Below are 21,594 nucleotides of genomic sequence, written 5' to 3'. Positions count from 1 at the left end.
ACGCGCAGCTTAAACCCCGCTTTTGGCCTTTCGGGCGAGAGAAAAGCGCGAGCGGCAGGCGGGGAACGACCCTTCCGGCCAGCACAGGAGCAAAAATTTGCAGGCACGATTAGACACGATCAGGCTGGACTGGGCTGAATCGCAAGCAATGGCCGTCGACCCCCAATGGACCGTTCCGCTGCGCTGCAAATTTTTGAAAGGCTTGATTCACCTTGATTCGGCTTAATTTTCTCTGAAGGGCCGGACCAGTGCCCCAACTGGGATTCGGTGCCCTTCGACCACCGGGAATCCCGGTGGCAGGCCATTTGGAGATCATGTCGGATATCATATGTCATTGCGGTAACGACTGCCTTTTCCTCCACCCACGCCGCTGGCCCAAACCTGATGGGCCGTCCTTACTCTACTGCGAAAACAAATTAGCACATCTTCGCTTCATTGTCAATAACAATCGGCACGGCCGTGCTATTCCCCCGCGATCTCCCTGCGATTGGGCGCGGGGAAATTGAGATCGCATTTTGACAATTCTTTGACAACTCCCGCAGCGCATTCGCCTAGGGTCGGGCATATCCCTTCCACCCCATGAAAACTCCCCTCCTCGCCCTCGCCGCCATTCTGACCGCCCCGCTACTCTTCGCCCAGGAAGCCGTCCTGCCTGCCGTGCCGCTGATCTACACCAGCGGCAGCGCCGTGGTGCGGGTCGTGCCCGATCTCGCCGATCTTTCCTTCGAGGTCGAGGTGCGCAATGCCGACCTCGTCCTGGCCCGCAAACTCCAGGGCGAACGCGCCCAGAAAATCCTCGGCGCGCTCCGGGCCGCGGGCGTCGCCGAGACCGAGCTCCAGTCGTCGCAAGTGCAGATCGCGCCGAATTACACTGATGGCCGGCAGGAAGGAGAACAGGTGCGCTTTTATCGCGTGTGGCAAACGATCAGCGGCACCTTGCACGACGTAAAGAAAGTCCCCGATACCACGGCGAATGTCGTCCTCGCGGGAGCGACGAGCGTGCGGGAGATCAGCCTGCGCACCTCGCAACTGCGCGTCTACCGCGACAAGGCCCGCGCCCTGGCCATCCGCGCCGCCAAGGAAAAAGCCACCGCGCTGGCGGCGGAACTCGGGGCCAAGATCGGCCGGCCGCACTCGATCACCGAGATTCCCGACAATGGAATCGGTTTGGTCACCGGAAACGGCTTCAACAACATCCAGCAGGTCGCGCCGGACGCCGAGCCCGGCGACGGCACGATCCCCGCCTTTGCCCCCGGCTCCATCACGGTGACCGCCAGCATCAGCGTCGCTTTTCGACTGGAATAAGGAACATTTCGCGGAAGGAGAGTCATGACCACACCAAGCCATTTTCTCCGGCGTTCGCTCTGCCTGCTCCTCGCGCTGTGCGGCGCCGCGACCACCCAGAGCGAGCCCTTGCCTAAGAACTGGCGGGCGCAACATTGGCGCGATATCGGTCCGTATACCTACAATCTTCGCGAGGCGGATGCCGTGGAACTGCATCGGTTCGAAGACAGCCCGGAGGCCAAGGAACCGGAGGATCCGTCGAAGATGAAGATCGTCGACACCAAACGTTTCACCGGGGCGGAAGCGGCCCGGATCGCACAGCTCTGGCGCGACCAGGACTGGGTGGGTTTCGGCGCCTCCTGCCATGAGCCGGTCTATGGCATCACCTTTTACCGCGGCGACCAGAAGCTGTTCTTTGGCAGCATCTGTTTCGGTTGCCAGAACGTCTATCTCTACGGCGGGAAAACGGACACGGCGGGATTCAATCGCGAAAGCCGCGCCTATCCCGTGCTGCGGAGCCTGTTCAAGGAGATCTGGGGACAATAAAACCGCGCCCGCCACCTCACACCGCGCTCGCCCCGGTCGCCGCGCCGTGCTGCAATGCCACCATGAAACTGTTGGTCGTTCTCCTCCTCGTCGTCCATCTCCTGCTCCATACGGCGGCGGCGGCCACGGGATTCAAGACCGAACGCCTTTCTCTCTACCAACCGGACGAAGTGCTGCGCGCCCGGCTCACGAGCACGGAGAGCCTCGCGGAATACTTTAAGAAACTGGAAGCCGTCTGCACCGATTTCTTCGCCACGGCCACCGAGCCCGAGACGCTGCATATCGTCGTCGCCGTCAAGCCGGGGAAACAGGCGCGCTTCTGGTTCGTGTCCTCCACGCGTGAGGATGACAAAGGACTCGAACCGCTGCGCCAGAAGCTGGAAGCGGTGCCGCCACTCGAAGTCTTCGCCGGACCCCTGGCCTTCGCGATTTCCGCGAGGATCGCCGGTGGGGACGGGAAGAACGGCTTCAAGGACAAGAATGTCGGACCACCGATCCCGAAGGAATGGGCGGAGGCGGTCAAGGGCGCGAAATCCCCGGTGCAGGTTCCTGATGGGTTCCTCGCCGCCGCCTGGCCGGATGCACCCGGAATCGCCACCGCCGTGCCCGCGCCGGCAGGCTTTGTCAATCAAGTGCTCGAGCCCACCGGCGGCCGGATCTTCCGTCCGAAGGATTGGTTCTACGTCGAGAACCACCATGGGCCGGTGTATATGTGGACGCTCTCCCGCGAAGATAGCGCGGACGATCATGCTTACGCCACGGGTGTGCGGATCCAATTATTCACCGGGGTCCAGAAAGGGACCGGCAAGACGCCCCAGGAATTCATCCTCCAATTTGTCGCGAACAAGACGAAGCAGGTCAAAGTGATCAAGAGCTGCGAGGCAAAGGACCAGGGGCTTTTCACCCGCATGTGCCTCGAAACCGAGGAAGGCCCCTATCATATTCTCTACTCGCTCTTCTGGGGCAGCAAGGACCTGGACCTCGCCGTCATCTCCATCTCCGGCACCACCAAGGAGCTTTGGGACAAGTATTCTCCCACCTTCGACCGGATGAGCGAATTCGAGCTCATCGACATGAAACGCTTCGAGCCGGCGAAAGAAATCGATCCCCCAATGACGCGCATCGAGTCCCGCCAGATCTCGCCGCAGATCGCCCCGGACTCCTTCGCCGCGAAGCCCAAGATTCTCTACCGGGCCGGCACCTCGTACCTGCGCTCGGAAGAACAACTCGATCCCGAGCGCAAGCTGCAGCAATTGATCCTTGTCCACGAACCGGACATCTGGTTTTGCAATCTCGTTGCGCACGAGGGAGAGCATATCCTCGATCACGGCCCGACCTATGCCGTCCACGCCCAGATCCTGACCAAGGGACCCACGTTCTTTTCCACTTTGGAGTTTGGCAATGAAGCGCGCTTCTTTGCGGACCATCACGCGACCGCGCTCCCCGCGCAAACGCTCGACGGCCAGGCTTGCGAAGTTTCCGAGTTGAAGGGCGGCACCTATCGCCTCGTGCTCTTCCTGCGGACCGATACCCACCAGCCGTTTCACCTCGCTGTTTTCAAGGACGACAAACCGGACTTTTCCCTCCGCTATCTCAACTACCAGACGGATCTCCCTTTTGACGCGGCCCTTTTCACGCCGCCCAAGGACGTCACCATCACCGAAGAAAAGCCGGAGGCGGAGAAGTAACGTCACAACCCGGTTTGATTGATCAATAGGAGAGGTAGCTACTTATGAAACGATCCTTCCTTTTTCTCCTGTTGTGCTGCCTACTGTGCGGCGTCTATCCTACAGCCCATGGCAAGGTGGTGTCCCGGGAAGGCCGGGCGGCTTACAATTGGAGCGTGATCACCTCGGCGTTCGTCGACGGCAGCGCCGTGACGGATATGTATCGCGGAGAGGAAATCTATGTCAGCGGGGAACGCACGGATTCCAAAAAGGCTTTCATCGTCAGGGTCTTTATCGACAATGAACACACGGCGACGGTGAGGCTGCTGCACCCGAACGGCAAGGCGTCGAATGACCCCATGCAGGGAATATTCAAGAATTCGAACCGCTATGGAGTGCTGGGAATCGTGCGGTCCGTCGACCCCAAAACGATGGCAGTGGAAGTGGAAACCATTTCCTTCAAGAAGGAGCCCGGATTCTGAGAAAACCCAGCCATTTCCCCTCTCCATCCACTAAACTTACACCGCGCTAAAGAGCTCGTGCGAGAGGACGCTCAGGCAGTAGATGGCTGCGGTTTCGCTGCGGAGGATGATGGGGCCGAGGGTGACTGGGCGGCAGCCGGCGTTTTTGGCGAGGTTGACTTCGGCGGGGGTGAAGTCGCCTTCGGGGCCGACGAGGATCAAGACGCGGGCGGGCTTCTTCGGGCCGGCTTCGGCGAGGGCGTGCTTGATGTGGCGCGAGTCGGGTTGCAGCGAGGCGATGAGCAGGAGATCGAACTTCTCGCCGGACTGGAAAAACTCCTTGGGGGTCTGCGGCTTGGCGACAGTTGGCAGCCAGTTTTGGCCGCATTGCTTGGCGGCCTCGACGGCCACGCGTTGCCATTTTTCGCGCTTGGCGAGACCTTCACCGGCGTCGCAGCGCACGACGGTGCGCTCGCTAAGGAGGGGCACGATGGCGGCGGCGCCGAGCTCGGTGGCTTTTTCCACGATGAGGTCCATGTTCTTCCCCTTGGGGATGGCCTGGCCAAGCGTGATCTCGCAAGCGAGCGGGCTGCTCTTGGCCGCGGAGATTTTCTTCAAGGTGACCTTGCCCTTGTCGACACTGGCAAATTCCACGGTGGCCTCGGCGCCCTGGCCGTTGAAGAGCGTCGCACGGTCGCCCACTTTCATGCGGAGGACGTCGAGGGCGTGATGCATTTCACCCGCGTCGAGGGCAAGCTTGTCGAGATTCCAGGCGTGGGGCGGGAGGTAAAAGCGGGGCATGACGATCAGCCGAAAAATTCCTTGGCCTTGTCGAAGAAGCCCTTGTGGAGCGGCGAGTTTTCCTCGCCCATGAGCGCGGAGAATTCCTCGAGTTTCTTGCGCTGCTCGGCGTTGAGGCGGGTGGGCACTTCCACAGCCACGCGCACGACGAGATCGCCGCGGGAGTGGGAATTGAGCGACGGCACACCCTTGCCGCGGAGCTTGAAGGCGGTACCGCCCTGGGTGCCGGCGGGGACTTTCAATTGCGCCTGGCCCTCTAGGGTAGGCACGGAAACCTCACCACCGAGTGCGGCGACGCTGAAGCTGACCGGCACGTCACAGAACAGGTTGCTGTCTTCGCGCTCGAAAATTTCGTGCTCCTTGATGTGCACGACGACATAGAGATCGCCGGGCGGACCGCCCCGCAGGCCGGCTTCGCCATTGCGCATGGAACGCAGGCGCGAGGAATCCTCGATGCCGGCGGGAATCTTGAGCTTGATGCGCGAGACCGCCTCCATGCGGCCCTCACCACCGCACTTGCGGCAGGGACGCTCGATGACCTGGCCGGTGCCCCGGCAGCGCGGGCACGTCTGCGACACTTGGAAAAAGCCTCGCGAACTAATGACCTGGCCGCGGCCGCCGCAATCGCGGCAGGACACCGCGCGCGAGCCGGATTCCGCGCCGGAGCCGTTGCACACGTCGCAAGTTTCGAGCTTGGAGACCTCGATCTCCTTGTCGCAACCGAAGGCCGCCTCCTCGAGGCGGATTTGCATATCGTAACGCAAGTCCGAGCCGCGTTGTTTGCCATCGCGGTCGGGGCGCTGGCCGGCGCCACCGGCGGCGGCCCCGCCAAAGAATTGCTCGAAGATGCCGCCACCACCACCGCCGCTGGCGCCAAAGACTTCGCGGAAGATATCGAACGGATCGTGAAAGCCACCGGCCGCCCCGCGGGCCGCGCCGCCACCCTGGGCAAAGGCCTGGTGGCCGTAGCGGTCGTAAGCGGCTTTTTTCTGCTCGTCGGAGAGCACATCGTAGGCTTCACCGAGTTCCTTGAATTTTTCTTCCGCGGTGTGATCGCCGGGATTCTTGTCCGGGTGATACTTGACTGCCAGTTTCCGGTACGAGCGCTTGATCTCGTCGCCCGTGGACGTGCGGGTCACCTCGAGGACTTCGTAATAGTCGCGTTTTGTGGCCATCCCCAATTATTTCGCGGGAGCACCCTTGGAAACCACCACCATGGCCGGCCGCAGCAGGCGATCGCGCAGCTTGAAGCCCTTGCGCAGTTGCCGGATGACGACGCCTTCCGGGACCGTGGCGCTTTCCTCCTGAGCGACGGCCTCGTGCATGTTCGGGTCGAAAGGCTGGCCCTCGGCGTTGACAGGCTCGGCGCCGCTGGCGGTGAGGAAATCGGCGAGTTGTTTCGCCACCATATCCATGCCGGCGATGATGGGCGAATTGGCCGCGCTGGCACGGGCGGCGTTCAGGCCGAGCTCGAAGCTGTCGAGGATCGGGATGAGGCGGTCGAGGAAGCTGGCATTGGCGTACTTGATGGCGTCTTCCTTCTCGCGCGCGGCGCGCTTGCGGAAATTGTCGAAGTCCGCCTGGCTGCGCAGGGCGAGGTCGCGGAATTTCTCGATGTCACCCTGTAGTTGGGTGAGGAGAGAGTCTTCGGTCTGTTCAGCCGAGGTGGCGGCGTCGGTAGTGTCGTTGCTCATTTTTTACGGATAACGATTAAAGTGATGTCGTCGTGTTGAGGATGTTGGCCGACGAACGCCCGAAGGTCGTCCGTCAGTCGCGTAATAATCCCGGCCGCACCGTCGGACGCGCTCGCCTGGATTGCTTTGATGACGTTGGCCATCCCGAATTCCTCCCCTTCACTGTCGAGGGCCTCGGTCACGCCATCGGTGTAAAGCACCAGGCAGTCGTTGGTCTCCAAGGTCAGGGAAAAATCGTTCGTGACTCTATTGAACACTCCTCCGCTGTCAATGCCCAGAGCCATGCCCGGGGGGTTGATCTTCGAAACGGTCTGGTCACGGGCCGAGTAGAGCAACGGAGCGTCGTGCCCCGCCCGGCTCAGGGTGAGGGTGCCGCTGTCGCGCTCGATGATCGCGTAGGCCATGCTGATGAACATATCCTCTTTAATATCGGGGAAAAGCTGCGCGTTGACTTCCCGCAGGACGTAAGAGGGCGAAAGCTGGCTGCTGGCCTGGCTGCGCAGCACGCTGCGGCACATGGCCATGATGAGCGAGGCCGGCACGCCCTTGCCGGAGACGTCGGCGATCGCCACCCCGCAGTGGGTCTCATCGACCTTGATATAGTCGTAATAGTCGCCGCTCACCTGCCGCGCCGGGACATTGATGCCGCTGATCTGGAAGCCGCTGATTTCCGGCGCATTCGCCGGCAGCAGGATGCGCTGGATTTCGTGCGCCACCTGCAAATCCTGGTCGAGCCGCTTTTTCTCCGCGGCATCGGAAAAGATGGTGGCCGTGTAGAGGGCAAAGGCCGACTGCTCGGAGATGGCCTTGAAGATCTGAAAATCGCTGGGCGCAAAATCGTCGCTGCCCGGTCCGCGGGCGATGGCCAGGACGCCGAGGCTTTCCTGCCCGTAGAAAAGCGGACAGAGCATGGCGGACTTGGTGCGGAGCGGACCGACGCGCAGGGCCACGAGACGGCTGTCTTCCCCGCGGAGCAGCAGCGGTTCCTGCTCGCTCCACACGGCGCCGAGCACGCCGTCTTCCGGCGACACGGTGCGCAAGCGCAAATAGCCGGGCCACGAGAAATTCGCCTCGCGGGTGAGTTTCTCGGGCACGTCGAAAAAGGGCGGACAATTGCGCGTGGCAAAGGCTGGGCGCAAGAGATCGCCCGCCCGATCCGAGAGGTAGAGCGCCCCGCCATGGGCGTCGAGGATGCGCAACGCGCCTTCCACGATGAGCACGTGCAGGTCGGTCGGCTTGCTGACCGCAGTCAGCGCCGCGCCGAGACCGTGCAGGAAATCAAAGACGCGTGTCTCTTCGAGTTGGATCTTCTCCCGCGCGCGGCGCAGGGCATCGATCATCTCCCGCTGTCGCCGATAGACATAGGCGAAGGTCCCCGCCGTGAGGACGAGCAGCGCAAGGAGAGCGGCGGGCCACATCAGCGCCTAGCTGGCGAGGTGGAGATCCTGCTTCAGATATTCGAGGACATCCTTGAACTTCGCGGCATTCGCCTCATTCGCTTCGACGCAGGCCTCGTGGGCGGCCAGCATCGTTTGCGCCTGCGTGGTTTTGTCAGGAGCTGCCGCGGCCAGCGGAGTCTGGGCCGCCACGGGAGCCGAGTTGCGGGCTTCAATCACGAAAAGCTGGTCCAGCCCAAGATTGCTCAGGAGGTCGCTGTTGCGCTCGTTCAAGTTGGTCACCCGCAGGTTTCCCTGGCCGAGTTCGCGCAAGCGCAGGGCGATGCCGGCGAGCGTCCCCATGAACGTGGAATCCATGACGGTGCAGTTCATGAGATCCACCGCAAATTCGCGGAAGCCGCGGTTGATCATTTCCTTGGCAAACTCCTTCAGGCCCGTGCTGTTGAGGAACGAGCCCTTGCCTTCCACTCGGACCCACACGGTGCGATTGGCAGTGCCGACGAGAATGGATGGCTGAATGTTCACAGCTTCAGAAAAAGATAAGTGTGGCCACGGTGGACCCGGCGTCAGGGTTTACCCGACACGGAGACAATAACGCCATGCGACAAAATTGCATCTCCCAATCAGTTCCAGAGGAAAGATTGATTGAGGCCGACGATTTTCCCGTTTTCGATCAAGACCACCCGCCAGCCGCAAACCTTGCCATCCTCGATGTATTGGTCACCGAGAATATCGAATTCGGACATAAAGGAGCCCTTGGCATCCTTGTAGTTGTATTCTTTGGCCTGCACGAAGGCGCCGAGGTTTTGCTGGCGATACTCAAAACGGACGGTGAGGTCGGTCTTGCGATTGGAGCGCCAGAAGAACTTGAAGTAGTGGCCGTAGCGGGCACGACGTTCGTAACTGTTTAACGCACCGTAATTGACCCTCGAGCGCTCGAAATTGATCATCGCGTCGAAGGACGGCTTGTTGATCTGAGGATCGTTCAGCAGGATGATGGACTTGCGGAACTGGAAGGAGTCGTCCAAGGCGAGCGGGAGGACGTTGGCTTTGTCGATAGTATGCGAGAAGTCATCACCGATCTTGTTCCGGCCATTTTCACCGAAACTGGCCGTGGCGGCAGCGAGAGAGGCCAGCAGCAGAAAGAAGCGTTTCATTTGGGGGTGGAAATTAAGCTCCTTAAGCAAACCGTGTCAATCATTGCACCGGGGGAATCCACGGAGGGTTGCCGCGCCTTCAAGTCGTCGATCGGCGACATTCAGGCGTAGGTGCCCAGAGCGTCGTGCACCCCTTCCACGGCCATGCCGCCTTCACCGACCGCCGCGGCACAGCGTTTCACCGAGCCGGAACGGACATCGCCCGCGGCGAAAACTCCGGGACGGCTCGTCTCCAGCGATCCGGGCGGACGTCCGGCACCCTGCCAGGCGGGCGCCTGCGCCACCGTCAGCCCAGTCTTGATGAATCCCCTCTCATCGCACTCGATCTCGGGCGGCAGCCACTCGGTGCAGGGCTTGGCGCCGATCATGGAAAAGACGGCCGGAGTCTGCACCGTGCGCCGCTCGCCGGTTGCGGTGTTTTCCAGCTCGATCTCCCGCAGCGAGCGATCGCCGGACATCTTGCGAATCTCCGTGTAGCAAAGGATCTCGATGTTCTCCTTCGTCTCCACGCGCGTGGACAGGTAGCTCGACATGCTCTTGGAAAGATCGGCGCCACGGATGACCAGCAGGACCTTCGCCGCGCACTCGGAAAGGAACATGGCGGCCTGCCCAGCGGAATTGCCACCGCCCGCCACGATGACGGTCGCCCCGCGACAGAGCGAGCCTTCCATCGCGGTGGCGGCGTAATAGACGCCGGCGCCTTCGAACTTCGCGCGTCCTTCCGCCTCGATGCGCCGATACGCGGCGCCGGTGGCGATGATCACGCATTTCGCCCGCAGCACCGCGGGACAACTCTCGACCCGGATATTGGCGCGATAAGGGCCCTCGCTGAAACTGAGCGACAGCGCTTGGTTGGGAGTCGAGAACTTCGCCCCGAAACGGATCGCCTGAAGCTGCGCCCGGCTGGTCAATTCTCCGCCGCTGATGCCGGTCGGAAAACCAAAGAAATTTTCGATCAGGGAGGACGAGGCCGCCTGTCCACCCGGGGCGTAGCCTTCCAGCACGACGGTCTTGAGCCCTTCGGATGCCGCGTAAACGGCGGCGGCCAACCCGGCGGGCCCGGCGCCGATGATTACCAGATCGCAGAAAATTTCGTCCGCATCCTCACGCTCCAGGTGGCGGAGTAAGCCGGCCACTTGCGCGACTTCGCGTAGCGAAGGCCGCCGGAGGGGACGGCCATTCGCATCGATCAACGCCGGCAACTGGGGGCTGGCCAGGTGCAGGCGCTCAGCCAGAGCCCGGCCGTCGTCGCTTTCCACGGCGATGAGCCGATGCGGGATATGGTTTTTGTCGAGGAAATCGTGGATCAGATGACCCTCCTGGGAATCGCCGGCCGCCAGCACCCGCAGGCCGGCAAATTCGCGGTCCCGCTGCAGGCGCTCGCGCCGCATGATGAAGGCATTGACGAGCGGCCTTCCAAGGCCGGGCAATTCCACGAGCGCCCGCCGCAGTTCGACGGCGGGGACTTCGAGAATCTCGGACTCCGGCGCCTTGCCCCGCGTGCTGGCCAGCGCCGAGGTACCGTTGAGCATGGCGACGTCGCCGACGAAATCGCGGGGCCCCGGTTCGGCGAGGATCTGCTCGTGTCCATCCCGCAAATCGAAGACCTCCAGCCCGCCGGACAAGACCACCGCCATGGGATAGTCGCTCTGGCCGGCCCGGAAAATCACTTCTCCCTCCCGCACGATCCGGCGGCGGCCCAAGGGCTCGAGCATCGCGAGTTGCCGGTCGTCCAGCTTGGGGAAGGCAATGCTGGCGGTGTCTAGATAAAATTGCTCGTCCGGGTCCGGTGTATTCACAGGTGGTGGATTGATGCCGTTCATCAAACCATGAACCACACGAAATGCACGCGATCAACTTGGTGAACCGTCGCCTCTGGCCCTATTTTGCCGCCGCCAAGTCGATTTTCCGCAATGGAGCCAATGGAACCAATGGAGCGATGCACATTTTTCGCCGAGTTGTGCGAAGCTTGCGGGCATGAACTCCCACCATCCCCCGCCCCTCTCAACGGCCACATCGTTCACTTCCGACCGGTCTTCTTCGGAAACCAAGGAACGCCTCACCACGAAAAATCACCCGCCAAATCCAAGAGCCCTGGCGAAGAAAGAGCCTACGGTTTTAAGGTGCCTTAAGCCCTCTTAAGCCGATTTAAGGTGCGAGTTTTTTTCAGGAAGGCCTTGAACTCTATTTCGCCAGGATGTCTTCGATGACTTTCTCGGTCAATTCATGACCGTCCAGAAAAGGGAAGCCTTCCCAACGCACGATGCCGTTTGGATCGACGATGATGCAGTGGGGAATGCCGGTAACTTCCAGGGTCTTCTTCATCCGGGCCTTGGGGTCGATGGCACTGGCGTATTCGATTTTCGGGTTGGTCAACTTCTTGACGGCGGCCTCGGTTTCGTCGGAGACGCCGATGACCACGAGCTTGTCCGCGAATTTCTTTTGAAAACCGTTGAGCTCGGGGATGGCTTTGCGGCACGGAGGGCACCATGTGGCCCAGAAGTCGATGAGCACGAATTTGCCCTTGGTGGCGGGTTCGGCGGTGAGCCATTTCTCGACGACGAAGTCGGGGGCCTTCTGGCCGATGACCGATTTGGCCCAGAGTTTTTTGTCTTGGGCAGCGGCGGAAAAGACGAGACCCGCGGAAACGACCAATGTCAGGAGGAGGGATTTCATGATGCCATGGTATGATCGTCAGGGCGCGGGAGGCAATCTGGCTGTCGCGCCGCAGGGGGTGGCAAACCATCGACGACCGTGGGAAGATGTGGGATCGCACTGCATGATTTCCGTCCGCTATCACCGGGGCCTTGAATTGCCCGAGCATGGGCTTTGGCTCGACCCGGAAGACGCGCAGCCATTCGCCTTTGTGTCGCACGCCCATGCGGATCACATCGCGCGGCACCCGGAATATATCGCCAGCGCGGGCACGGCCCGGCTCATGCAGGCACGGCTCGGCGGCGAACGGGAGGGGCACATTCTGGAGTACGGGCAGCCGGCGCGCTTTCGCGATTTTCAGATCACGCTTCTGCCCGCCGGGCATATCTTCGGTTCGGCGCAATCGCTGATCGAAAGCGAACACGGCTCGCTGCTCTACACGGGCGATTTCAAGTTGCGGCCCGGGCTTTCCGCCGAGCCCACGGAATGGCGGCACGCGGAAACGCTGATCATGGAGACGACCTATGGCCTGCCCAAATATCGCCTGCCCCCGACGGAGGAAGTGATCGCCCGCATGATCGCTTTTTGCCGCGAGGCGCTGGAAGACGATGCAGTGCCGGTGCTGCTCGGCTATTCGCTGGGCAAGGCGCAGGAAATCCTCTGCGCGCTGCTGGCGGCCGGGCTGACGCCGATGCTCCATGGCGCGGTTTACAAAATGACGCACATCTACCGGCAGCTGATGCCCGGCTTTCCGGACGGCTACGTCCGCTACGCCGCCAACGATGTCGCGGGCAAAGTGCTGGTCTGTCCGCCGAGTGCGAATCGCACGATCATGCTCACCCGGATCAAGAACCGGCGGGTGGCGGTGCTCACCGGCTGGGCGCTCGATCCGGGCGCAACCTATCGCTACGGGTGCGACGCGGCGTTTCCGCTGAGCGATCATGCGGACTACACCGATCTCGTGCGCTACGTGGAACTCGTGCAACCGAAGCGTGTGCTCACGCTGCACGGCTTCGCCGCCGCCTTTGCCGCGGACTTGCGTGAGCGCGGCTTCGAGGCGTGGGCGCTCAGCGAAGAAAACCAGCTCGAGCTTTCGCTGCGCCGCCCGCCGGCGGCGCCCCGGCCGCAGCGCGCGGCGGCGCCCATCGAGACGGTGGTGCTCTCCGAGTTCGGCACCTTTGCGGCCCTCGGCGAGCAAATCGCCAATACCACCAGCAAGCTGAAGAAGATCGCGCTGCTCGCGGAATACCTGCGTTCGCTCGACGCCACGCAGCAGCCGATCGCCACGCGCTTTCTCACCGGCCGCGCATTTGCGCAGAGCGATATGCGCACGCTGCAAGTCGGCTGGGCGGTGATCGAGCGGGCGGTGATCGCGGCCGGCGGGCTCGACGAGCAGGAATTCCGCGCAATCTCCCGGCAGTACGCCGACGCGGGCAAGACCGCCTACGAGGCCCTGCTGGAGCGGACCACGCCGCAGGATTTTTCGCTCACCGATGCAGCAGCGTTTTTCGATCAGTTGCAAACGGCGCGCGGACCACTGGTCAAAGGCGAACTGCTCCAAAAGCGGCTCGCCCTGCTCACGCCGCTGGAGGCGAGCTATGTCGTTAAAATTCTCACCGGCGACCTGCGCATCGGCTTAAAATCAGGCCTCGTCGAGGAAGCGATCGCGGCGGCCTTCGGCGCGGAACTGCCGGCAGTGCGCGAAGCGCAGATGTTCACCGGCGACCTCGGCGAGGTCGCGGCTTTGGCGGCCCGGAGCGCGCTGGAGGAAGCGACCCTGGATTTATTCCGCCCCATCCAGGTGATGCTCGCCAGTCCGGAACCGACCGCGCAAGCGGTCTGGGAGCGCATCGCCGCCAGTCACGCGCCGGCGGCGTGGACGGAGGACAAGTTCGACGGCATCCGTGCGCAGATTCACTTGGGCCGGGGACGCGCGGAAATTTTCACCCGCGATCTGCGGCTGATCACGGGGCAGTTCGCCGACCTTGCCCGCAACGCCAAAAACTACCTCGGGGAGGCGATTCTCGACGGGGAAATCCTCGCTTTCGAGCAAGGGCGCCGGCTCACGTTTTTCGACCTGCAAAAGCGGCTCGGACGCAAGACGGAGGACGATCTCTTTCGCGGCGCCAGCGACATCCCGGTGGTCTTCAAGGCCTTCGACCTGCTCTTTCTCAACGGCACTCCCCTGCTCGAGCGTCCGCTCGCCGAGCGCCGCCTCGCGCTGGAATCGCTCGCCTTGCCGCCAGGCTTGGAAGTCGCGCCGATTCATCGCGTGGCCTCTGCCGCGGACATCGAAGCGGCCTTCCTCGCCGCGCGCGCCCGCGGCAATGAAGGACTGATGATCAAGGACGGTGCGAGCCTGTACACGCCGGGCCGGCGCGGGCAGGCCTGGCTGAAATTCAAAAAGGAACTGGCCACGCTCGATGTGGTGGTCGTCGGCGCGGAACAAGGCCACGGCAAGCGCAGTCATGTGCTGAGCGATTACACCTTCGCCGTGCGTGACGACGCCAGCGGCCAGCTATTGACCATCGGCAAGGCCTACTCCGGCCTCACCGACGAGGAGATCGAGGAACTGACCGAGCACTTCACCGCGACCACGATCACCCGTGCCGGCCGCTATCGCGAAGTATCCCCGGAAATCGTGCTGGAGATCGCCTTCGATTCCATCCAACCGAGCGACCGCCACGCCAGCGGTCTCGCCATGCGCTTTCCCCGCATCAAAGCCATCCGCCGCGACAAGACTCCGCAGCAGATCGACACCCTCGCGCACGCGCGCAGCCTCGTCGCCAATGGCCACTCCCACGATTAGCCGCCGATCGTTTCTTTGGTTGCGTCAGGCTCAGCCACACTGCCAGAAAAACCAGCCTTCCGGTACTCCGGCTCCCTTGCGCAAAAAGAGATAGGCGATTCCACGGGAACCAAAATTCGGACCTTCGCAGCAATGGGAACGGCCATGATGGCGGTGGGGATCCTCGATGGCCCCGGCGACCTGGTCGCCGGGCTCCCGAAAGAAGCTGTAGCGGTCATCCAATTGACCCACGAACTTCCAGCCATCGCGAGGCGTCTCATCGGGACTCTGCACCCATTGGGGGACACTCCCCAGTTTCGTCAAATCGGCAGCCATCTCCTTGACCGCCGATGGCAGTGTGAAATAGGCCGACTCCGAGAAGAAGTGAGCGGCATCCGCCTCGGAAATCTGATCTTCGCGCTCCAGCCACTCCGAAATGCGCACCTCCCGATCGAGCGGCGGTGCATCCGCCGGCAGGTGCGACAAGGCGTTCAGGAGATCTTCGGGCTCCGTCACGAAGCAGGCATTCGCCCCGGAGCCGCCCTCCCAGGTCGAACACATCCCCGGATCATGGTTGCATTGAAAGACACTCAAGATGCGCCCGTCGCGCCCGAGGTTCAGGCGGGCTGCGTGGTGGACAAACTGGGCGAGCAACGACTGCGATCTGCCGCACTCCCGACATTTTGGCCACGTCTCTGCCGACAAACCCCACGGCCGTCCGCCCAGCTTGTCTTCGGGACCGGCTTGCGGTGGCAGCTCTTCTGCGAGCCAAAGAACAGGAAGATAGTATTGCATCAGGTGGGTGATCGCCCGCGGCCACCATCACAACTTCGCCACGATCCTCACAGACAAAATATCGCTGTGATAAGCGGACAGCAGGCCGAGGCTTTTCCCATCGCCCAAGGGATCCTTTATCAAGTATTCCCGGCCCTCCCGCCCCACCAACAAGACCCAGTGCAACACACCGGGACGATAGACGATTTTCACCAGCACAGGATTGCCCGCCGCGAGCGCGCCATTGATGTCGCGGTGCGACGGGTTTTCGGGAATGTCGATATGGACCCGCTTTTGCGAGATGTCCCGCAGCGTGTCCCACTTGATCCAACCACGCTCGGTGTAGCCATCAGCCTGGATGAGCTTTTGATTGAGCTCGGCGGGATTCAGCGCGATGCCGTGTTGCGCGAGGGCCATGCACAGGCAGCAATTCGTGCAGCCCACCGCACGTAACTCTTCGCCGCTACCGCCGATTTTCTCGTGGGCCCATTGCGGATCGGCTTGCAAGTAGATCGTTTCCGCGGCCAGCACTAAACGCGGCACCGCTTCCTCCGCCCATGGCGAGAGGCCGGCGGGCCCATGCTTCGCGGGCGGACGCGGCCAGCATCGCCAGACCACGAAAGCGCCCACGGCCACGACCGCCACGACGACGCAACAGGCAAATATCTTCCAAGCGCGATTCATCCGATGCGGGTGACGCCGCCCGTCCTCTGGCGGTTACACTCCAAGGTTCTGCGGCTGCTTACGACGCCGCGTAATACTTCGGATACCGGTAGTAGTAGTAATCCGGCATCTCGGCATCGATGCAATTGAGGATGAGGCCGAGGACGTTCACCTGGCGCTGATAGAGCGTATTCAACGCATTCTTCGAGAGGCGCGCGGAGGTGAAGGCCGCGCGGACGACCATGAGCGCCCCGTCGAAATTCGGCGCCAGGGTGGGCGTATCGTCGGCGGCGAGGATGGGCGCGGTGTTGAAGATCGTGAGATCGTAGGCGTCCTTGAACTCGTCGAGCATGCCGAGCAACTCGGGCTTGAGGAGCAGTTCGCCGGATTGATTGGTCACCGGCCCGCGCGGAATGAGCGAGAGCGTGGGATACTTCGTGGTCTGCACCGCTTCCTTCCACGGCACTTCGCCGCGCAGGATGCTGGAAAGGCCGAAACGCCCATCGGTATCGAAGAGCTGCGCCAGGTCGCCGCGGCGCAAGTCCGCATCGACGAGCAGCACCCGGGCGCCGGACGCGGCCATGGTCACCGCGAGATTGCTGGCGATGGTCGACTTGCCTTCGTTCGGAATGGCACTGGTAATGAGGATGGTCTTCAGCTCCGCCTGGTTGGGCATGAAGATGAGCGAGGAGCGCAAGCTGCGGAAGGCTTCCGCGTAGGTGTAACGCTCGTCCTCGGGCTGGAGGAGCGGCAGGCCCGTTTCCTTGCGCGTGTCCGTCACGTTCGGAATCTGACCGAGGATCGGCTCGGAGAAATGATCGAGCATTTCCGTCGAGGAAGACACGCGGTCATCCGCACGATCCATGAGGACGAGGACGATCATGCCCACGACGAAGCCACCGATGAGCCCGATCAGCAGATGCTTGACCGTGCCCGGCGCCACCGGCCGGGGAGGGGTGGCGGTGTGCATGACGACCAACGGGTCGGGAGTGGTCGCTTTGGGATCGAGCTCACGGCTGTTGCCCAGCAGCTTGTCGATCTGCCCCTGGGTGCTGGTCACGGCCGCCTGCAAAGTCTGATATTCGGAATCCTTCGCGCTGGCTTCGAGGACCTTCTTTTCCCAATTCGCGATGCTGCTCTCCAGGCTCTTCAATTCCGCCTTGATCGAAACGACGCGGCTGGCCGCGGCGGCCGCGTTTTGTTCCTTGATCGTCCCCAGCAAGCGCTGGAGGTCATCGAGCTTGATTTGCAGTGCTTGCAGCTTCGGGTGCTTTGGTTTCCAGATCGTCTTCCAATACGCGATCTCCGACTCCTTCTGCACCAGTTGCTGGGTCGTCTGCACGTACTGAACGTAGAGCTCGCTGTTGAAAGGCGCCGACGCAGTGGACGTCCCGCTGGACGCGCCCGCACCCGCACCCTGGCCCCCCGCCGCGGGCGGCGGCTTGGCGACGGGCGCCTGTCCGACCGTGGTCAGCAGTTCATCGGGAGTCAGGTTTTTCAGGCGATCCAATTCGTTGTTCAATTGGGCCTGTTGATTCTTCAAACCGGAAAGAAACAAGGCCGCGCTCTTTCCCTGCTCCGTCCAGAAGGCCATGTTGTTGGCCTTGATGAAGGCCTGAAATTCCGCCTGCTGCCGGGCGTGATCGGCACGCAACTGCGTAAGCTGATCCTTCATGCCGTGCCCAATCTCCTGCACGGTGGAGGCACGGCCCTCGCGGCGCATATCGAGAAACTCTTCGACGACGGCGTCGACGAAGCGCTGGGTGTATTCGCCATTGGGACCAGTGCCGGTCACCGTAAAAATATTGGTGCCTCGCGCGGATGCCGACGCGATGTCCACTCTTCCTGTCAGGGCCGGCGCCTCCAGCGCCAGCCGGCTCTTCGCCTTGTCGAGCACCATGGGACTCTTGAGCAACTCCACGGCGGTGCCAAAGATGTTGTCCCACTTGTCGTTGAACGTAGCGCTGCTGGTCGCGCTCGACACCAGTTCCTCGCGAATGATGAGCTGGCTGGAAGATTCATACATTTGCGGCCGGGAAAATAGCAGGTACCCCTCGTAGACCAAGCCGAGGCCAATGGTGAGAGCCAGTATCCACCAATGGCGGCGGATGAGCGAACGATAGCGGTAGACCTTGAGGCCGAGGCCGGCAGACATTGGGACCGACGGGGCTTGCGGATTGACGGAGTCCATGGCGGTTTAAATTATTTCCAGCGGAAGAAAATCTTCGGGATGAAGATGCGATCACCGTCTTGCAAGACAGGGTCCTGGCCGGCGTCGCCCGATTTGACGATCTTGTCGTAATTGGCCACGATGACCTCCACGCCTCCCCCCTTTTTCTGACGCGTGAGCTGGATCTTGTCATGGCTCCCCCATTCCCCGATTCCACCCGCCTTGAGGATGGCGTTCGTCAACGTGAGGGTCTCACCGGAAATGATTTCCTGCGGGCCGCCCATGCGGACTTCGCCGGAAAGATAAACGAGTCCCGAGCGGACACTGATCGGGCTGATGCGGTCGATGGCCAGCCGCACGGTCGCGTGATAGTAATAGTCGCGCTCCAACTGCTGCTTGATTTCCGACGCGGCCTCGGTGGCGGTGCGCCCGGAAACCTTCACGCGGCCCAAGGGAGGAACGTCCAGTTCCCCCGTGGCGGTGACGACGCGGGGAAAGCCGCCTTCACGGTCCTCCAGGATCTCCACCGTCACTTGATCGCCCGCCGACAGTTTTTTGTCGGGATCCACCACGGACATGCGCTCCTGCGGCATCATCCCCGCTCCCGGTTGCCCCACTCCTGTAGCCGGCAATCCTTGCTGATACGACCCGGACGGGTAGCCCTGCGGCCTTGGCGCAAAGCCTTGAGCTCCTCCCGTTACTGAGACCGCCAATAGTGCGGCGGTGACACTTGCAAAACGGAGAAAGCTAGGCATAGGCCATGTGGTAGGAATTTAGAATTTATAATACAAACTGAGGAAAACCAGGTTCTGGTAGTAGTCCTGGCCATCCAAATTTGAGTCCTTCCATATATAGCGATAATCGAGCCCAAGTGTCAGAGAATTTGAAAAATGATAGCGAAGGCCGAGCGCAGCACCGATCCGGTCGGCCTTTTCTCCCAGCGAACCGGAGGTGGTGTAGTGCTCGTAGAATACCGAGGGACCGAACTCCAATTTCTCCATCACTTTCCAATCGGCGTCGTACTCCACGTTGTAGAGAGTGATGTAGTCCGAGAGGAAACCAACCTCCGCGGTCTTGGAAAAAGCAACCCGGTGACGGAAGAATTCGCTCGGGCGGTTGTTGATCTCAAATTTGATGTAGTAGCTGTTGGAATCTTCATTGTCCTGCAGCGTGCCCCGCACCAACGCTGCATCGGATGCGCTGAGACCCAGTTGATTGATGTCGGCGTTATTGAAATCGCTGCCGCCGTCGAAGGAGAGCTGTTGATACCCGCCTTCGAGATACAGATTGGTGTACTCGGAAATCTGCCATTCGATGAACGGCCCAACCAGGAGACCTTTGCCATCCTGCCGGTCCGAATCCTTGAAATCAATGAAGCTGTAGGAACCGTTCACCCCGACCCGGATCGCCGGGTTCAACTGCCACGACGGTTTCACGAAGACGGTATCGATGGCCCGATCCTGCAATTGGAACGCCGCATCGGAAGTGGAGTTGGAGGTGTCCTGCGTGGTCCACAAATTATAATGGTCATAACCAAAGTTCAATTTGAAGGCTTGATTGATGGCCCATTCCCCCTCGAGTCCCGCCTGGTTTTCCCAACGGGCATAGACGGCCGCGTTGCTGATGTCCGCCACATCGTAGGTATCTTCCTGGTAGCTGATGCGATCGCGGACGGTCCACTTGACCGCTCCCGTGTAAAAGGTCAGGGCCAGTTCCGAGTTCGGCGAAATGAGGACACCGTTCGTGTCAAATTCACTGTGGCTGAAATACTTCGCGTAGCTGAGACCCACGTTGAACCGCAGGGTGTTCAAGTCGCTGATGCGCCATTCCGAATCGATGTTCAGGACGGGCCGGAAGATGAAATCGGAGATGCGATCGTCTTGCGCGAGCTTGATGTTGTCGTTGAATTCGAGGCCCACACCGAGCGCGAAGCCGAAGCGGAAATTGCCGAGAGCGAAATTGTATTTGTCGGTCTCTTCCGCCTCTTCCGTAACCGAGAGATCCTGTCCCGGACGCAGCGGCTTGAGACCGCTGGGAGACGCATCCTGGTAGGTGTAGTCGGAAGGGGTCACTGGGCCAATACCGCCGGAAGAGCGAGAGGTGCCCAAGTCACGGAAAAAGTCCTGTCCACGACTGGTTGACGGTCCTGCAACCACCAATACGGCAAGGGTTAGGGCAAAGTAGCCGGCGAATTTGTTCATAAAATACCTAAATTGCGTCGTTTCAGCCCAACCCTAGTCAGGGCGGCGAAAAAATTGCAACGCTAAAAGCGCGCCAATCGCTAGCGGAATTTATTCTTGATTCCAGCGGGCGCTTCACTGGCGCGGACGACCCGAAATCCGTAATTATCCGTGCTGCTGTCAGCCGCCGCGTGCACGCGGCACGAGGAGAGGAGGCTGAGCTTGAGAGCCCCATTGTACCAAGACGCGCCGCGCAGAACCTTGGCCTTGGATTCGTTATTCCAGTTATCCATGCACCACTGCCAAACATTTCCACCCATGTCATAGAGCCCATATTTATTAGGTTTGAAACTGCCCACGGGGGAGGTCCACGCAAAGCCGTCCTCGTATCCTTTGATGGCGACGTCCGAACCGGTTTCTTCGCCGGTATAGTTGCCGGCTCCCGGCGGCGGCGGCCATGCGGTGCCCCACGGATAGAGATCGGGCATGCCCATATCGCGGGCCTCGGGAGTCTTGCCGACCTCATCCGGCAAGCCAACCGCCTTGCTCCACTCGAGGTCGGTGGGCAGACGATAAAACTCGGTGGCGGGAAGCGATCCGTCGGCGTGTTCTTTCTTGGTCAGCCACTCGCAGAAGGCCACCGCTTCCACCCACGTGACATTCACGACGGGGTGATCGGTTCCTTGCCGGAAGCCCGGCGACAGCCACGAAGTGGATTTCAATTTCACGTCCTTGGCGAAAACTTCGAAGTCCTTCACGCGCGTCAGCCAGATGCAGAATTCGACATCGCCCACCGACGCGAATTTCATCCCCAAGCTATTCGCAGCGCTACTGCCCGTGTTGGTGGCGGGAATTGCAGCTGGCGTCGCCGGGGCAGGTGTGGCCGGCGTTGGGGTCGCGGGAACCGGTGTCGCCGGCACGGGCGCGGCCGGCGTCGGGGTGGCGAGCCGGGCTACTTGCATCGGCTCGGGCGTGGCGGGCTTTGGTGTGGGAGTGGCGAGCGCGACTGGCGGAGTAGCGACTGGCGGGCGCGGCGTGGCGGGCGCGGGTGGCGGGGTCGACGGTGCGGGCGGTGTCGGGAAACTGCCCACGGCGTAATTCTTCAGGTGGTCGATTTTCTCCTTGAGCGATTTCTGCAGATCGAGCGCGGCCTTGGCGTCTTCCACTTCCTTCGCACCTTTGGTCACAGCGGCGAGTTGTTGCTGGCGGGCGCTCTCGGCATCCGCGGCCGCCTTGGCCGCATCGGCCGCCGCCTTTTGCTTTTCCTCCAACGTCTTTTGCGCCGCTTGCAACGCGGTATTCGCGATCTGCTCCGCGGCCTGTTTCTCCGTGCTCTCCTTTTCAATCCCTTCGAGTT

19 protein-coding genes are annotated in these 21,594 nt (G+C 61.6%); 5 read left to right on the top strand and 14 right to left on the bottom strand.

Annotation, left to right across the window (positions count from 1 at the left end):
- Window positions 1-579: 579 nt before the first annotated feature.
- The 4 genes from ABJF10_RS02865 (at window position 580) to ABJF10_RS02850 (ending at window position 3,979) form a co-directional block, all read left to right on the top strand.
- Window positions 580-1,305, top strand: coding sequence for an SIMPL domain-containing protein (locus ABJF10_RS02865; protein ID WP_348543008.1), 726 nt, complete (start codon window positions 580-582; stop codon window positions 1,303-1,305).
- A gap of 24 nt (window positions 1,306-1,329) precedes the next feature.
- Window positions 1,330-1,830, top strand: coding sequence for a hypothetical protein (locus ABJF10_RS02860; protein WP_348543007.1), 501 nt, complete (start codon window positions 1,330-1,332; stop codon window positions 1,828-1,830).
- Between the two features lie 62 nt (window positions 1,831-1,892).
- Window positions 1,893-3,518 (top strand): hypothetical protein, encoded by a 1,626-nt coding sequence (locus tag ABJF10_RS02855; protein WP_348543006.1) that lies wholly within the window; start codon window positions 1,893-1,895, stop codon window positions 3,516-3,518.
- A 44-nt stretch (window positions 3,519-3,562) separates the two neighbouring features.
- Window positions 3,563-3,979 carry a hypothetical protein gene (locus ABJF10_RS02850; RefSeq protein WP_348543005.1) on the top strand — a complete coding sequence of 139 codons (417 nt, stop codon included), beginning with the start codon at window positions 3,563-3,565 and terminating at the stop codon, window positions 3,977-3,979.
- Window positions 3,980-4,015: 36 nt separating this feature from the next.
- Here the strand turns inward: ABJF10_RS02850 and ABJF10_RS02845 are convergent, their stop codons facing one another.
- From ABJF10_RS02845 to ABJF10_RS02810, 8 genes are all read right to left on the bottom strand, one after another.
- On the bottom strand, window positions 4,016-4,759 hold the full coding sequence (locus ABJF10_RS02845; RefSeq protein ID WP_348543004.1) for a 16S rRNA (uracil(1498)-N(3))-methyltransferase: 744 nt from the start codon (window positions 4,757-4,759) through the stop codon (window positions 4,016-4,018).
- Window positions 4,760-4,764: 5 nt separating this feature from the next.
- On the bottom strand, window positions 4,765-5,934 hold the full coding sequence (dnaJ, locus tag ABJF10_RS02840) for a molecular chaperone DnaJ (protein ID WP_348543003.1): 1,170 nt from the start codon (window positions 5,932-5,934) through the stop codon (window positions 4,765-4,767).
- Window positions 5,935-5,940: 6 nt separating this feature from the next.
- Window positions 5,941-6,453, bottom strand: coding sequence for a nucleotide exchange factor GrpE (grpE, locus tag ABJF10_RS02835; protein WP_348543002.1), 513 nt, complete (start codon window positions 6,451-6,453; stop codon window positions 5,941-5,943).
- On the bottom strand, window positions 6,450-7,871 hold the full coding sequence (locus ABJF10_RS02830) for a GAF domain-containing SpoIIE family protein phosphatase (RefSeq protein ID WP_348543001.1): 1,422 nt from the start codon (window positions 7,869-7,871) through the stop codon (window positions 6,450-6,452). Before ABJF10_RS02830 ends, grpE begins: the two co-directional genes overlap by 4 nt.
- Before the next feature lie 6 nt (window positions 7,872-7,877).
- Entirely contained in the window at window positions 7,878-8,375 is a 498-nt protein-coding gene (locus ABJF10_RS02825) for an STAS domain-containing protein (protein ID WP_348543000.1), read from the bottom strand.
- Window positions 8,376-8,473: 98 nt separating this feature from the next.
- Entirely contained in the window at window positions 8,474-9,007 is a 534-nt protein-coding gene (locus ABJF10_RS02820; RefSeq protein ID WP_348542999.1) for a hypothetical protein, read from the bottom strand.
- Between the two features lie 101 nt (window positions 9,008-9,108).
- Window positions 9,109-10,806: an FAD-dependent oxidoreductase gene (locus tag ABJF10_RS02815; protein WP_348542998.1), complete on the bottom strand. Its 1,698-nt coding sequence runs from the start codon at window positions 10,804-10,806 to the stop codon at window positions 9,109-9,111.
- A gap of 385 nt (window positions 10,807-11,191) precedes the next feature.
- On the bottom strand, window positions 11,192-11,683 hold the full coding sequence (locus tag ABJF10_RS02810) for a redoxin domain-containing protein (RefSeq protein ID WP_348542997.1): 492 nt from the start codon (window positions 11,681-11,683) through the stop codon (window positions 11,192-11,194).
- Between the two features lie 103 nt (window positions 11,684-11,786).
- Between ABJF10_RS02810 and ABJF10_RS02805 the strand changes: the two genes are divergently transcribed.
- On the top strand, window positions 11,787-14,471 hold the full coding sequence (locus tag ABJF10_RS02805) for an ATP-dependent DNA ligase (protein ID WP_348542996.1): 2,685 nt from the start codon (window positions 11,787-11,789) through the stop codon (window positions 14,469-14,471).
- Between the two features lie 30 nt (window positions 14,472-14,501).
- Here ABJF10_RS02805 and ABJF10_RS02800 read toward each other — a convergent pair whose 3' ends face one another.
- The 6 genes from ABJF10_RS02800 to ABJF10_RS02775 form a co-directional block, all read right to left on the bottom strand.
- Window positions 14,502-15,245 carry a hypothetical protein gene (locus ABJF10_RS02800; protein WP_348542995.1) on the bottom strand — a complete coding sequence of 248 codons (744 nt, stop codon included), beginning with the start codon at window positions 15,243-15,245 and terminating at the stop codon, window positions 14,502-14,504.
- A gap of 27 nt (window positions 15,246-15,272) precedes the next feature.
- On the bottom strand, window positions 15,273-15,908 hold the full coding sequence (locus tag ABJF10_RS02795; protein ID WP_348542994.1) for a cysteine peptidase family C39 domain-containing protein: 636 nt from the start codon (window positions 15,906-15,908) through the stop codon (window positions 15,273-15,275).
- 58 nt (window positions 15,909-15,966) lie between these two features.
- Complete coding sequence (locus ABJF10_RS02790) at window positions 15,967-18,042, bottom strand: polysaccharide biosynthesis tyrosine autokinase (protein WP_348542993.1); 2,076 nt, start codon at window positions 18,040-18,042, stop codon at window positions 15,967-15,969.
- Window positions 18,043-18,089: 47 nt separating this feature from the next.
- Window positions 18,090-18,812 (bottom strand): polysaccharide biosynthesis/export family protein, encoded by a 723-nt coding sequence (locus ABJF10_RS02785; protein WP_348542992.1) that lies wholly within the window; start codon window positions 18,810-18,812, stop codon window positions 18,090-18,092.
- Window positions 18,813-18,830: 18 nt separating this feature from the next.
- Complete coding sequence (locus ABJF10_RS02780) at window positions 18,831-20,129, bottom strand: outer membrane beta-barrel protein (RefSeq protein ID WP_348542991.1); 1,299 nt, start codon at window positions 20,127-20,129, stop codon at window positions 18,831-18,833.
- Window positions 20,130-20,338: 209 nt separating this feature from the next.
- The coding region (locus ABJF10_RS02775; RefSeq protein ID WP_348542990.1) for an SUMF1/EgtB/PvdO family nonheme iron enzyme at window positions 20,339-21,594 on the bottom strand (1,256 nt) is incomplete at its 5' end.

Source organism: Chthoniobacter sp., assembly GCF_040003245.1.
Taxonomy (GTDB): Bacteria; Verrucomicrobiota; Verrucomicrobiia; order Chthoniobacterales; family Chthoniobacteraceae; genus Chthoniobacter.
The sequence above is the reverse complement of the archived record's forward strand: the minus strand, read 5'-3'. Positions and strand labels throughout refer to the sequence as shown.

What these genes read in the sequence shown, in the direction of transcription:
- ABJF10_RS02865 (WP_348543008.1), top strand. Translation starts at nt 580, where the DNA reads ATGAAAACTCCCCTCCTCGCCCTCGCCGCCATTCTGACCGCCCCGCTA.
- ABJF10_RS02860 (WP_348543007.1), top strand. Translation starts at nt 1,330, where the DNA reads ATGACCACACCAAGCCATTTTCTCCGGCGTTCGCTCTGCCTGCTCCTC.
- ABJF10_RS02855 (WP_348543006.1), top strand. Translation starts at nt 1,893, where the DNA reads ATGAAACTGTTGGTCGTTCTCCTCCTCGTCGTCCATCTCCTGCTCCAT.
- ABJF10_RS02850 (WP_348543005.1), top strand. Translation starts at nt 3,563, where the DNA reads ATGAAACGATCCTTCCTTTTTCTCCTGTTGTGCTGCCTACTGTGCGGC.
- ABJF10_RS02845 (WP_348543004.1), bottom strand. Translation starts at nt 4,759, where the DNA reads ATGCCCCGCTTTTACCTCCCGCCCCACGCCTGGAATCTCGACAAGCTT.
- dnaJ (WP_348543003.1), bottom strand. Translation starts at nt 5,934, where the DNA reads ATGGCCACAAAACGCGACTATTACGAAGTCCTCGAGGTGACCCGCACG.
- grpE (WP_348543002.1), bottom strand. Translation starts at nt 6,453, where the DNA reads ATGAGCAACGACACTACCGACGCCGCCACCTCGGCTGAACAGACCGAA.
- ABJF10_RS02830 (WP_348543001.1), bottom strand. Translation starts at nt 7,871, where the DNA reads ATGTGGCCCGCCGCTCTCCTTGCGCTGCTCGTCCTCACGGCGGGGACC.
- ABJF10_RS02820 (WP_348542999.1), bottom strand. Translation starts at nt 9,007, where the DNA reads ATGAAACGCTTCTTTCTGCTGCTGGCCTCTCTCGCTGCCGCCACGGCC.
- ABJF10_RS02810 (WP_348542997.1), bottom strand. Translation starts at nt 11,683, where the DNA reads ATGAAATCCCTCCTCCTGACATTGGTCGTTTCCGCGGGTCTCGTCTTT.
- ABJF10_RS02805 (WP_348542996.1), top strand. Translation starts at nt 11,787, where the DNA reads ATGATTTCCGTCCGCTATCACCGGGGCCTTGAATTGCCCGAGCATGGG.
- ABJF10_RS02800 (WP_348542995.1), bottom strand. Translation starts at nt 15,245, where the DNA reads ATGCAATACTATCTTCCTGTTCTTTGGCTCGCAGAAGAGCTGCCACCG.
- ABJF10_RS02795 (WP_348542994.1), bottom strand. Translation starts at nt 15,908, where the DNA reads ATGAATCGCGCTTGGAAGATATTTGCCTGTTGCGTCGTCGTGGCGGTC.
- ABJF10_RS02790 (WP_348542993.1), bottom strand. Translation starts at nt 18,042, where the DNA reads ATGTCTGCCGGCCTCGGCCTCAAGGTCTACCGCTATCGTTCGCTCATC.
- ABJF10_RS02785 (WP_348542992.1), bottom strand. Translation starts at nt 18,812, where the DNA reads ATGCCTAGCTTTCTCCGTTTTGCAAGTGTCACCGCCGCACTATTGGCG.